This is a genomic window from Streptomyces sp. TG1A-60, assembly GCF_037201975.1.
GTDB lineage: Bacteria > Actinomycetota > Actinomycetes > Streptomycetales > Streptomycetaceae > Streptomyces.
Genome location: NZ_CP147520.1, coordinates 2,171,061 through 2,183,559 on the forward strand (window position 1 = coordinate 2,171,061; position 12,499 = coordinate 2,183,559).

The 12,499-nt window shown below is 67.2% G+C and carries 8 protein-coding genes and 1 pseudogene; 2 read left to right on the forward strand and 7 right to left on the reverse strand.

The window, feature by feature from the left end:
* Positions 1-139 precede the first annotated feature (139 nt).
* Positions 140-385, reverse strand: a complete 246-nt coding sequence (locus tag WBG99_RS08740) for a hypothetical protein (RefSeq protein ID WP_338895783.1) — start codon at positions 383-385, stop codon at positions 140-142.
* A 440-nt stretch (positions 386-825) separates the two neighbouring features.
* Between WBG99_RS08740 and WBG99_RS08745 the strand changes: the two genes are divergently transcribed.
* On the forward strand, positions 826-1,119 hold the full coding sequence (locus WBG99_RS08745) for a DUF397 domain-containing protein (protein ID WP_338895784.1): 294 nt from the start codon (positions 826-828) through the stop codon (positions 1,117-1,119).
* Between the two features lie 385 nt (positions 1,120-1,504).
* Here WBG99_RS08745 and eccD read toward each other — a convergent pair whose 3' ends face one another.
* Positions 1,505-3,013, reverse strand: a complete 1,509-nt coding sequence (eccD, locus tag WBG99_RS08750; protein WP_338900266.1) for a type VII secretion integral membrane protein EccD — start codon at positions 3,011-3,013, stop codon at positions 1,505-1,507.
* A gap of 336 nt (positions 3,014-3,349) precedes the next feature.
* Here eccD and eccCa point away from each other — a divergent pair, with 336 nt between their 5' ends.
* On the forward strand, positions 3,350-7,324 hold the full coding sequence (eccCa, locus tag WBG99_RS08755) for a type VII secretion protein EccCa (protein ID WP_338895785.1): 3,975 nt from the start codon (positions 3,350-3,352) through the stop codon (positions 7,322-7,324).
* Between the two features lie 319 nt (positions 7,325-7,643).
* Here the strand turns inward: eccCa and WBG99_RS08760 are convergent, their stop codons facing one another.
* The 5 genes and pseudogenes from WBG99_RS08760 to WBG99_RS08780 form a co-directional block, all read right to left on the reverse strand.
* Complete coding sequence (locus WBG99_RS08760; protein ID WP_338895786.1) at positions 7,644-7,943, reverse strand: WXG100 family type VII secretion target; 300 nt, start codon at positions 7,941-7,943, stop codon at positions 7,644-7,646.
* A gap of 73 nt (positions 7,944-8,016) precedes the next feature.
* Positions 8,017-8,361, reverse strand: coding sequence for a WXG100 family type VII secretion target (locus tag WBG99_RS08765; RefSeq protein WP_338895787.1), 345 nt, complete (start codon positions 8,359-8,361; stop codon positions 8,017-8,019).
* A 136-nt stretch (positions 8,362-8,497) separates the two neighbouring features.
* Positions 8,498-9,746, reverse strand: a pseudogene (locus WBG99_RS08770) (S8 family serine peptidase).
* Between the two features lie 67 nt (positions 9,747-9,813).
* Positions 9,814-11,583 carry a hypothetical protein gene (locus tag WBG99_RS08775; protein WP_338900267.1) on the reverse strand — a complete coding sequence of 590 codons (1,770 nt, stop codon included), beginning with the start codon at positions 11,581-11,583 and terminating at the stop codon, positions 9,814-9,816.
* A 2-nt stretch (positions 11,584-11,585) separates the two neighbouring features.
* A complete protein-coding gene (locus WBG99_RS08780) occupies positions 11,586-12,032 on the reverse strand; it encodes a hypothetical protein (RefSeq protein ID WP_338895788.1) in 447 nt (148 codons plus the stop codon).
* Between the last annotated feature and the right edge of the window lie 467 nt (positions 12,033-12,499).

Genomic DNA, 12,499 nt, shown 5'->3' on the forward strand with positions numbered 1-12,499 from the left:
CTCGTAACCGATAGCCACGGTGGTCTCCTCCCCGACCTCACCCTTGTTGCTCGGCCCGTACAGGGCTTCGGTGGCGAAGTAGATCCGGTCGTGCTCGTAGTGTCGACGTCGAAGACCGCGAGGCGGTCGCAGGGCAGGCTCATGGCCGTGGTGGCGGGGTCGAGCTTGTACAGCTGCTTGCTCTCGTCCCCGTGGGTGAACCCTGGACGTAGTTCCCGATCCCCTTCGCGAAGACCTTCTCCGTCGCCCGGGTGCCGATGGACGAGATGTTCTCGCCCACGGTCTTGATCTTTTCGATGAGGTAGAGGGACCTGCCGCCCTCCGGCGACTCGGGCGCCTTCTCCACGGTCTCGCGGATGTCGTCCGGAGCCTGCCTGACGGCCACCGGACGCCGCTCCGACTCCGCATCGTCACCGCCGGACGTGAGGGCCGGACGTGAGGCCCAGGACACCCGCGGCGACGACGGCCGCGGCCAGGACCGACGCCCCGGCCGTCCGCAGCCGCCGAAGTCGGGTTCGGCGCTCGGCTTCGAGGGTGGAGGCGGTGTACGGAGAGTGGGACGGGCCGCTCACTGGCCGTGGCCTGCCTGTGCGATGGGGCCACGGCCACCCGGGCGTAGGCGAGAGGGACGATCAAGAACCACACGGCTCGCCGTGCGGCGGCGACCAAGCGGCCCGTGTGCAGCTTTGGCGAGGTGCGCCGACACTGTAGCGAAGCCGACACCCGTCGTTACGGTCATCCCTGGGTGAACCCCTGAGCAGCGAGAACGGCAGCAAGTAGGGTGACCGCACAGTGCGTTGGCGCGGAGGAAGGATCGGAGCCGTCATGGCCGAGGCCGAGGACAAAGAACTCAAGGCACGCAAGGAGCGGGAGAAGGACGAGCTCTACGCGCTCGACATCTCTGGTGTCGAGTGGCACAGCGCGCCTGGCACGGAAGAACACGAGGAGCGAGTGGAGATCGCGTACCTCCCGGAAGGCGCGGTGGCGATGCGGTCGTCGCTGGCCCCGGAGACCGTGCTGCGTTACACGGAGGCGGAGTGGCGGGCCTTCGTCCTGGGGGCCCGGGACGGCGAATTCGATCTGGAGCCGGCTGCGCACAATGAGGGGCTGGACGCGTAGACAGGGCGCTACCGAATGGGGCAGGGAACCAGCGATCGACTCCCTGCCCCATTGGCCTGCACGCTATGGCACCCACGGCTTTCCCCACACCGACCGCCGCTTGACTGCGCTCGCCGGATTCGCCCCGACTACAAGACCCCGTGGACCCGCGTACGGCGCTTGCCCGGGCGCGGTCACACGGCTCACGCGGAACGTTCCTTTCACGCGGAACGGTCCTTCCCCCGTCGGGGACGAAAGGTGCAGGGAACGACGGGCGTTCCGGCACCAGCGAGACCGATCCATGTCGCACGGCTTCTCGGCCCCGTTCACAGAGCGCGCCGTGCCCGCCTGCGCGGGACCACTGCCCGCATCCCACCCGGACACGTATGCGAGGCGGGCCCTGCCGCTAGCTGGTCATGGCCCGGGCGCGTGCGTACACGTCGAATACGGCCAGGGCGAGGGGGATCAGCGTGAGCAGGACGAAGCTCTCGGCGATCTCCAGGAAGCGTCCCCAGAACGGGGTCACACCACGCTGCGGGGTGATGAGACCGATCGCGGTGACAAGGACGGCGGCTGCGGCGATCGCCGCAGCGAGCCAGACGCTGCGGATGTCGAGGGCGGCCGTATCGCCGAGGAGGGCGTCGCGCACGTAGTCCTGCGGCGGGTTCAGTGCGAGCCCGAGTCCGAGGAAGACCAGGGCCGCGAGACCGGCTGCCAGGGCAGCGCTCACCTGCGCGGTGTAGCGGAAGAGGTGGGCACGCATCAACATCGCCACGCCTGTGGACAGAGCCAGAAGCTGCGCCCACACGTTGCCGGAGAAGCCCAGGACGATCGAAGCGCCTACGGAGACAAGCGCGCAGCCGCCGACGAGGCCGACGAGAAGCTCGTGGCCGCGGCGGGCCTGGGCCGCGATGCGCTCGACGTCAATGGGCTCCTGCGGGCCCGGCTCGCCTGCGTCGTGGCCGCCCCAGGACGGATTGGGTGCTTCGAAGCCGATCGGCAACCGTGCGAAGCGCATGGACAGGCCGGGCAGGAAGGCGAGCGCGACAACGGAGAGCGGGGCGCAGAGGGCGGCCGTCTCCATGGGACGAAGCTTCGTGAGGATGGCGATGAAGGCGGTGATCAGACCGATCCCGGAGGCGAAGACGAAGGCCACGAAAGGGCCGTCGCCGCCGGGCGACAACAGGGTGAGTAGAACGGCGGCGAGCAGAACCGCCGTGCAGGCGAGCAGGAACTGCAACCGCCCGATGCCTTGCCCTTCGGAGAGAGGCAGCAGTCCGGAACCGGCCACGGCAACGTTCGGAAAGGCGCCCAGGCCGAGGGCGATCGCTGAGCCGCGATCGCCGTACACACGTGCGCGAACGCAGGCGATCGTGAGCAGCAGGAGCCCGAAAACGCCGGCGATGACGCCCTGCAGGCTGTACATGTCGTGACGGATCTGGGATGTCCAGGTCACGAACGCCAGCAGCGCCGGCAGGACCCCGCCCGCGATGAGGCCGGCAGTCCGTGTGAGCTCGCCGTTCCACAGAGTGCGATCACGCGTGACGGCAGCGGCCACCGCCTCGGAGACGTCGTCGAGGACGGCCGGCGGCAGCGAATCGGCGAACGGACGCAGAGTGAGCAATTCCCCGTCCAGGATGCGCTGCGCCGCGAACGACCGAGCGCCGTCGAGGACGGTGCCGTCACGGCGTACGAGGTGGTAACCGACAGGGGCCCCCTCCTCGGGGCTCTGCTGGGAAAGCCTCAGGATCTCCGGATACAGGTCGGCGACCGGTACGTCGTCGGGCAGCGCCACGTCGATGCGACTGTCGGGTGCCACGATGGTGACCCGGCAGAAGCCAAGGCCCGTGCCTGCCCCGGAAGGGGCTCCGCTCCCCGGTCCGCCGGTCGCGCCGACCGGCGCGGAGGCCGTCATGCTCACCTGCTGTTCCCCCTCGTCGGTGGTCGGGCGGTCTGCGATGCCGCAGCGCACCCGCCCGCCCGCAAAGATCCTGTGCAAGTTGCGCCGCACCGCCCGCGCAGCCGGGCAACGATGCCGTCACGCCCGGGAATTGCAGGGCGGCGCTTGGTTCCGAGCGTTGCAGATTTGCCCGGTTTACCCGGAACGATTCGCAACTGCTCACACATCTCACGGGCACCTTACCGCCCGTCGGTGCCGGTGGTTGTCAGTAGGATCACCTTCGCGACCGGCGTCCGCCGGACACGGGGCGGCGGACGAAACAACTCGGTCCGGCAAGGGAATTGGTGCGTAGTGAGCCACATCGTCGTCAAGCGCCCGCCGCGGGCGCTGCCGAAGGAAGTGCCCACGAACGAGGTCGTGCTGCAGCCTCCGCCGGAACTTCCCCGCGGGCAGCAGGAGGGTGCTCTCATGCAACTCCTGCCGATGCTCGGCATGGGCGGTTCCGTGGTGTTCTTCTTCAACCCGCAGGCCCAGCCCTTCATGAAGATCATGGGCATGGTGATGGTGGCCTCCACAATCGCCATGGGCGTCGCGATGCTGGTCCGCTACCGCCGCGGCAACCAGGGGCAACTGGCGGACATACGACGGGACTACCTGCGTTACCTGTCGCAGACCCGGCACCAGACCCTGGGCACCGCCAAGGCGCAGCGCGACGCCCAGTACTACCTGCATCCTTCACCGGAGCAGTTGTGGGCCCTGGTCGCCGAGGGCAGCCGGGTGTGGGAGCGGCGCACCGGTGACGAGGACTTCGGGCAGGTGCGCGTGGGCCTCGGCCCGCAATCCCTGGCCACTCCTCTGATCGCACCGCAGTCCGCTCCGGTCGACGAGTTGGAGCCGCTGGCTGCCGGGGCCATGCAGCGTTTCCTGGCCACGCACAGCACTCTCGAGGACCTGCCGATGGCGGTCTCGCTTCGCGCCTTCTACCACGTGACGATCAGTGGCGAGCCCGGCACCGTGCGCGGCACCGCCCGAGCGGTCACCGCCTGCCTCGCAGCGCTGCACTCGTCCGAGGACCTGACCATCGCGGTCGCCACCGGGCGGGAGTCGGCACCCGAGTGGGAGTGGGTGAAGTGGCTGCCGCACACGCAGACGCGAGGCGTCACGGACGGCGCGGGCAGCATGCGCCTGATCACAACCGATCCGATGGAACTGGAGGACCGGCTGACCGCCGTCCTCCAGGGCCGTCCCCGTTTCCATCCCGCCGCTCCGCCGGTCTCCGAGCAACCGCACTTGGTCGTCCTGCTCGACGGTGTCTCGCTGCCGCCCACTTCCCTGCTTGCCAGCCCTGAAGGCCTGCAGAGCGTGACGGTCATCGAGATCGTCCCCGGGGACCTCAGCTTCGGGCGCGGCGACCTCTCGGTCATCGTGCGCCCCAAGGAGCTGCGCCTGGAGTCGGCGCACGGCATGGTCTACGAGGGCACACCGGACGTCCTGTCGTACGAGGCCGCCGAAGCGCTTGCCCGGCAACTGGCGCCGCTGCGCATGGCATCGGGTGGTGACGACGGCGAACCGCTGCTGGCGAACCTGGATTTCACGGAACTGCTGAACCTGGGCGACGCGGCTTCGGTCGACCCACGGCGCACCTGGCGCCCGCGTTCACAGTCGGAGCGGCTGCGCGTGCCGATCGGCCTCGGCGAGGACGGCCGGCCCGTGATGCTCGACCTCAAAGAGGCCGCGCAGGAGGGCATGGGCCCGCACGGTCTCTGCGTCGGCGCGACCGGCTCCGGAAAGTCGGAGCTGCTGCGTACTCTGGTCCTGGGACTGGCCGTGACCCACTCCTCCGAGACGCTGAACTTCGTCCTGGCGGACTTCAAAGGTGGTGCGACCTTCGCCGGTATGGCGCAGATGCCCCACGTGGCGGCCGTGATCACCAACCTCGCGGACGACCTGACCCTCGTCGACCGCATGGGCGATTCGATCCGCGGTGAACTGAACCGGCGCCAGGAGCTGCTCCGCGATGCCGGTAACTACGCCAACATCCACGACTACGAGAAGGCCCGCGCGGCCGGCGCCCCACTCCAGCCCATACCGTCGCTAGTCCTGGTGATCGACGAGTTCAGCGAACTCCTCACCGCGAAGCCGGACTTCATCGAGATGTTCGTGCAGATCGGCCGTATCGGCCGTTCCCTGGGCGTCCACCTCCTGCTCGCCTCGCAGCGTCTGGAGGAGGGCCGCCTGAGGGGGCTCGAGACCTACCTGTCGTACCGGATCGGTCTGCGGACGTTCTCGGCGGCCGAGTCGCGCGCCGCGATCGGCGTCCCGGACGCGTACGAGCTGCCGAACGTGCCAGGCTCGGGCATCTTGAAGTTCGGCACGGAGGAGATGGTCCGCTTCAAGGCGGCGTACGTCTCCGGTGTATACCGCACGGGTTCCCAGCGGTCCGTCGTGCCCGGTGGACCGCTCCCGGTCGACCGCCGGCCCGTGCTGTTCACCGCGGCCACAGTCCCCGTGCAGTATGCGCCGGTGCCGCAGCAGCGCCGGGAGGAGCCCGACGAGCAGCAGGACGACGCGCTCGCCGACACCGTCCTGGACGTGATCGTCCGGCGTCTGGAGGCACAGGGTCCGGCGGCCCACCAGGTGTGGCTGCCCCCGCTGGACAGTCCACCGTCACTCGACTCGTTGCTGCTGGGGCTGGCTCCGGTGGCCGGCCGGGGCATGACACAGCCCGGTTACGAGGGTGCAGGTCGGCTCGTCGTCCCGGTCGGCATCGTCGACAAGCCGTACGAGCAGCGGCGCGAACCGCTGTGGGCCGACTTCGGCGGCGCGGCCGGCCACATGCAGATCCTCGGCGGCCCGCAGTCCGGCAAGTCGACGCTGCTGCGCTCGATCATCGCGTCGTTCGGGCTCACCCACACGCCCTATGAAGTGCAGTTCTACGGGCTCGACTTCGGCGGTGGCGGTCTGTCGGCGGTGGCCGACCTGCCGCATGTGGGCGGGGTGGCCTCACGCCTGGATCCCGAGAAGGTCCGGCGTACGGTGGCGGAGGTGTACGGCGTCCTGACCCGCCGTGAGGAGTACTTCCGCTCTGCGGGTATCTCCTCGATCGCCGAGTTCCGGGCGCGCCGGGGCCGGGGCGACATCTCGGTGACCGATCAGCCCTGGGGCGACGTCTTCCTTGCCGTCGACGGTTGGGGCAACTTCCGTACGGACTATGAGACGTTGGATCCGCTGATCCTGGACATCGCTGCGCGCGGCCTCGGTTACGGCATCCACCTGATCCTCACCGCCTCCCGCTCCATGGAGGTCCGTTCGAACCTCAAGGACCACCTGATGAACCGCCTGGAGTTGCGGCTCGGCGACCCCATGGACTCCGAGTTCGACCGCAAAGTGGCAGCGAACGTTCCCGCAGGTGTTCCTGGACGTGGTCAGACACCGCAGAAGCAGCACTTCATGGCCGCGGTCCCGCGGATCGACGGCCTGTCCTCCGACACGGACCTGGCGGAGGCGACGTCGGCCCTCGCAGCCGAAGTCGGCCGCCACTGGCAGCAGCCCGGCGCGCCCGAAGTACGCCTGCTGCCGAGGGAGTTCCCGGCGGCCCAGCTGCCCCCTGGCGGCCGCTTCCCGAACCGCGGCATCTCCTTCGCCCTCGACGAGGACAACCTCGAGCCGGTGTTCGTGGACTTCGACCAGGACCCGTTCTTCCTCGTCTTCGGCGAGAGCGAGTCAGGTAAGTCGAATCTGCTGAAGCTGCTCATCAAGCGTCTCACCGAGCGCTATGACGGCGACAGCTGCAAGCTGTTCGTGGTCGACAACCGCCGTGCGCTGCTGGGTGTCACCCCGCCTTCCCACCTGGCGGAGTACATCCCCATGTCGAACCAGATGCAGCACCACATGGAAGCGCTGGCCGACCTCATGCAACGCCGCACGCCCACCGCGGACGTCACGCCGGAGCAACTACGCGACCGCAGCTGGTGGCGTGGCCCCACGGTGTTCGTGATCATCGACGACTACGACCTGGTGTCCACGTCGAGCGGCAACCCGCTGTCGGGACTCACGGAAATGCTCCCCTTCGCCCGTGACGTCGGCGTCCGCTTCATCATCGCCCGCTCCACCGCGGGCGCCGGCCGAGCCGGTTACGAAGCCTTCACCCAGCGCATCAAGGAACTCGGAGCGCAGGGCGTCGTCCTCGCGGGCGACCCGGGCGAGGGCGACCTGCTGGGCGGCGTGCGTCCGCGGCCGATGCCTGCGGGGCGGGGTGTGTTCGTGTCTCGGAAGCGGGGGAAGCCGTTGGTTCAGGTTGGGTTGACCGAGGACGAGAGTGAGTGACGGCTTGACGGTCGACTGACGCGCGGGGGTCTTGGGGCCGTGGCCGCTTCAGGCCCACGGCCCCGGAGGCGGCCTCGGCCTCAGAGATGGCCACAGCCCCAGACGCGGCGCGGGCGGATCGGGCCGGTGTGCGGGGGGGGCGGAGGATGCCTTCTTCGGTCCGGCACAGCGCGGGATCAGGACGTACGGCATGAACTTCCGGCCCGCATGCCTCCGTCGGCGGACCCGGGACCAGCGCTCACGCTCCGACGGGGAACAACGACGGGGTGGGCGCCTCCCGCGCGCGCCCACCCCGGCACTGCTCTTTACGAGCCTTGAGCTACTGAAGGTAGCTGGCTCCCTTTTTGTCGCCCTCCATGTAGGTACCGCCGGCCGTAGCCACGACGTGACCGATACCCGTGAGAGCCGTGTGGATGTCGGTGGCTTCCTTGTCCCACCTCTCCAGCTTCACCTTGAACGTGTCCTGGGCCTCACCCTCCCAGTACTGCACACTGTTCTCGACAAGCCTCTTCAACTCCTGCAGATCCTGCTCGAGGTCCCTCGCCTCGCTCGCGATCTTGGTCGCCGTGATGTCGAGCGCGTCATAAGTGACGGAAAGCCCATCCATGTTCTTGCCCATGCCTGCTTACCTCGTCTCGCTGGTGCGTGTTGATGAGGCCGGTGTCCGGCCTTGGTCCTGAGCTCGGCGCAACTCAGAAGGAGCTGAAGGGGGAAACCGTGGGCGCACCGTCCTGGAGGTCGATCCTGTTGACCGCCGCGCGCACCTCGTCTTCCTTGGTGTCAATGATGTTGCGCGCTGAGGTCATCGCCTCGATGACCTCAGCAAGGATGTTGCCCATGCTCCGCAGCGACTGGTTGATCTCGAACTGCTTCTTGTCGAACGCTGCTCGGCCGATTCCATCCCACTGACCGGTTTCCAAGCTGTCGATAACGCCCTGGAGCCTGTGCACACGTGACTTGACGTTCTCGTACTTCGAGAGCATCTGCTTCTGGAGCAGAATTACCGCATCGTTTTCGAGCTTCTGCTTACCGGCCATGGTCAGCTGTCCTTCCTAGCTGTTACTGATCCAACTGTTCTGGCTTTCGCTGTTCATCACCCACTAGCGATGAACACGCACCGCATGTCTCACATCAACAGGCAGGGCCGTCGACGGCTCTTTACAGCCTCCGAGGTCACCTGACGCGTCGCGCCCGCATCACAGCCAGGCCGACACCACCGATCACGACGGCTGAACCGAGCGCAATCCACAGCGTATTGCTGCCATTGGGCGCTTCCGCGGCTGATCCAGTCGCGGAAGCACCGCCGGTAGAACCCTTTTCGGGGGCTTGTGACGCGGTTGATGGAGAAGGGGAGGGGGGACGAGGCGGTGGATGCGGAGTTGGCCAGGAGGTCTCCGCCGTTGTCCTTCGCGAGGGGGTCGACGTTCGGGGCGCCTGCATCATAGTTGGGCTTGTCGAGAACCAGCCGAGGACGGACGAACCCGTAACCCACGTACTTACTCGGCTTGTCCTTCGCCCACGTACGGCCAGCTGTGTCGATCATGGAGCGGGTGACCTGGTTCACCGTCCAGTCAGGGTGGGCGGACCAGATCAGGGCCGCGGAGGCTGCGGCGATGGCAGCTGCGGCACTCGTCCCCTGGGCGTCATCGCAGTACGAGCGGAGGTTCCCGTCGCACCACCCGGGGAAGCCCTGCCCTGGGGCCGCGAGATCCACGTAGTTACCGGACGAGGCGAACTCCGCTACCGTGCCGGATTCGTCCGTCGCCGACACACCAATTACGTAGGGGTACGCGGCTGGATAGCCAATCCTGCCCTTGGTACGGCCCTCGTTGCCAACTGCTGCAATCATCAGCTTGCCCTTCGAAGCGGCGTACTCGATGGCCTCTTTCTCCTTGGAGCTCGGCCCCTCCGCTCCGAACGACATGCTGATGATCTGCGCGTCGGTGTCGGCTGCTGCCCTGATCGCGTCTGTGGCCTCGGGCGTCTTCTCCCGTTCCTCCGCCCCACCCTTCAGTCCCTCAAGCTCAATGCGATATGGAACGATCTTCGCCCCCGGCGCCAACCCCTGCAGGCCTCCTCCTGCTCCCGTACCTGCGATCAACTCAGCCATGGTCGTTCCATGGCCGGTGTAATCGTCCGTGGCGCTGTACGCGACCGACGCGGGAACTTCACCGGTCAGGACCTTCCCCTTCAGGGACGGTGTATTTGCGTTTACGCCGCTGTCGATGACAGCGACCTTGATGCCCTTCCCTGTGCTGACCTTCCACATCTGCTCGGCCTGCATCGGTTCCAGATACCACTGCTTGGACTGGGCGTCGTACGCAGCGGCACAAGGGGCGAATCCCACGCTCACGGCCGCCAGGGCACCGACGGCCGCGCCCACAGCCCGCACTCGTCTACCGAGGCGCGATCTGTGGAACATAGCCCGCTGCTGGGCTCGTCGGCTGGTCCCTGACGTCATCGTGTTCCGTGTCCTCGCTCGTGCTCGGTCAGTTGACGACCGACGGCACATCACGCCGCGGCCTGTTGGGCAGGTACGTCTCTTCGTCTTCGACCCGGTGGTCGAGGCGCGGCGATCCCTGTGCATTCCCATCGTCACCGGACGCTGCGCGGCCAGGGCCGCGCACGAGACCGGCACCGCCACGTGTCAGGCCGTTGCGCTCGGCTCCCGCAACGAAGTTGCGTGCGGCCGGCCTACCCGTGACAGCATCAGATGTTCCCGAACCACCACGAGGGGTCGTCGCGCCTGCGTTCGACCTCGCCGAGGACTCGGGCGCTCCGAGAACCCCGCGCTGCCCGGGTCGATCAGCAGCGGGCCGAGAGTTGGCTACTCCATCGCCGCCGACGATCGTCCCGCGAGGAATCCTGGCGCCGCCGTGCGTAGAAGCACCGCCAACGGCTGTGGGCTGCCCCCCGACAACCCCGTTGGCCCGACCAGCTCCGGTCACCGGACCGCTGGTCGCCCGCGGAGCGGCCGTACCACCGACCCGCGGAATACCTCCAGTGACTGCTCGGCCCATCTGGGACGAATGCGATCCGGGAGCCATGCCTCTGGCGTTGGGCTGCCCGGTCGAGGCGGCACGCCCCATTTGGTTCACAGGCCCTTGCCCCGTGGACTGCCCAGGACCTGAATTGGTCAGGCCAGGCGTACCTGCGCGCCCCTGAACCGACGCAGGGGTACGACGACCATCCGTTCCACCCAGGTTACGGCCTGCCGTGCCGTTGGAGACCGGTGTCCCGAGGCCGCCCTCGAACATGCTCGACTGACCGCCACCCGGAGCAGGGGTACCCCACGCTGGCGGAGTGTGGCCGGTCACGGGTGTGGTCGTGGACGGCGGCAGCGTGCCGACGCTGTCGATATTGGTACGGACGGGCTCGTCGGGGTACGTGATCTTGCCAGTGATGTTCTTTGTGGACCTCGGGTTGTCGCTTACGCCTTGTCCAACGGCATCATCCGTCACGGAAACGTGAAGGCCCGCGACAGTTGCCGTTCCGGACTCTCCAGTTGCGCCTGAGGCAGATTCGCCAGAACGATACTCCATCGCAGGCCGCGGAACTCCCACATCAGGCATGGCCGTGAACTCCGGCGTCTTGTCCTTGGCAGGCAGGGACGCCAGCACCTCTTCGGACACCGCGTAGTACGAAGCCAACCGGTTCATCTGGTTGATCGCCTCTTGACGGTCCTTCTCCACCCGTACGGCAGCCGCGTACTCGCTCTTGTCCGCGACTTTCTCAGCCTCTGTGAAGTGCTCGGGCCGCTTCCGGCTCGCTTCCGCATCTCGAGACGGCATGGCACCGCGCACAGATGCAAGGCCCACGGCGGCAGCGGTGATCTGGTCCCCTGCCGCTCCCGCGAAGTCACTCAAGCGATGCGTGTTGGTGATGAGCGAGCTGCCCCACTTACGGAAGGCATCACCCGACTCTCCGACCCAGTGGACGTTGTCGATGTGGCCTTCGAGTTCGTCAGCTGCCGCCTTGATGGCGTCGCGCGCATCCCACAGAGCCTTGCCCGAGGATTCCAGATCCTCCGGGTCCGTACGCTCGACGAGGTCAATCAGCTGATTGAGGTCGAAGTCACGCTTCTCGAAGTCCGTCCGATCCGCGATGGTCCGCCCCAGTGAACTCTCCATGAAGGCCGAGCGCACCATGCGGTTGAGCAAGCCACCTTGCGGAAGGTCCTCAGACCCTCGGACGATATCCGCGACGCCGTTCTGGCCCTCCACGCGGTCGAAGTCCGCCTCGTGCCGTCTGTCGGTCATCGTCACATCACCACGGTGGGGTTGTCACCGAGGCGCTGCTTGCCATCCTGGGCATCCTGGATCTCCGTGACCTCTCCCTGGATGGCGTAGAACCGCTGACGCAGTTCCTCCTCAAGGTTGTCAAAACCCCGATGCGCACCCTGAACCGCGATGGCGGTCGCCTCAATCTGCAGATGCAGGGTCTTGGACAGGGACGTGAGCTCTTGATGGACCCGGTTGTACTGCGTGTACAAGCCGTCGGCTTCAGGGAAGATGCCGTCCGCCCCCGTACTCAGAGACGTGGACCTGATGGTCTGGGCGCCCACCTTCGTCGGGTTGCCGGCCGAGGTCTCAAGGTCGCGGAGAACCGCATCCACCCGCTTCACGAACTTGTCCAGGGCCTCACCACTGGCCTCCAGGTTTGCCGCCCTGGCCGCCGACACACCCCCCGCCATCTCTGCCGGAAGCACGACACCCTCCCCCGTTTCCCCGTACAGCCATCGGCCCCGACTCAATCGAGACCTGGCCAAACACTCGCCGTACGATCGCAAAGCAAGCAGCGCCTCACAACGCTCCTACCACTCTAGTCAACCTCCGCAACTGGGCCAACAGCGATGTGCGTCAGCTCGGTTACGAGACCGATCGGCTGCCACACTTTGCCCGTCTTGCCTGTTCACTGCGAACGGGTGTACACGACGGTCCGGACATCGGGCCCGCATGGCTCTACCCCATGAGTCAGCGCCATCACGAAGTCCGCCACAGCTGAAGAAGGTGCCCAGGCACGGGGCTCCTCCCCTTCTCCAGCAGTCACCGGCTGTCCCGAGCACACGTCTCCTGCAAACCTTCACGGCCGATAATCTACGCACAGCGGACGTGCCTCAATACTCCACGGGCCGAGTTGCTAGCTTGATTGGCCACCACACCATCGGAACGGCAG

Excerpts from the sequence above, each read along its gene's own strand:
- WBG99_RS08775 (WP_338900267.1), bottom strand. The coding sequence starts at position 11,583 with ATGACCGACAGACGGCACGAGGCGGACTTCGACCGCGTGGAGGGCCAG.
- WBG99_RS08760 (WP_338895786.1), bottom strand. The coding sequence starts at position 7,943 with ATGGGCAAGAACATGGATGGGCTTTCCGTCACTTATGACGCGCTCGAC.
- WBG99_RS08765 (WP_338895787.1), bottom strand. The coding sequence starts at position 8,361 with ATGGCCGGTAAGCAGAAGCTCGAAAACGATGCGGTAATTCTGCTCCAG.
- WBG99_RS08745 (WP_338895784.1), top strand. The coding sequence starts at position 826 with ATGGCCGAGGCCGAGGACAAAGAACTCAAGGCACGCAAGGAGCGGGAG.
- eccD (WP_338900266.1), bottom strand. The coding sequence starts at position 3,013 with ATGACGGCCTCCGCGCCGGTCGGCGCGACCGGCGGACCGGGGAGCGGA.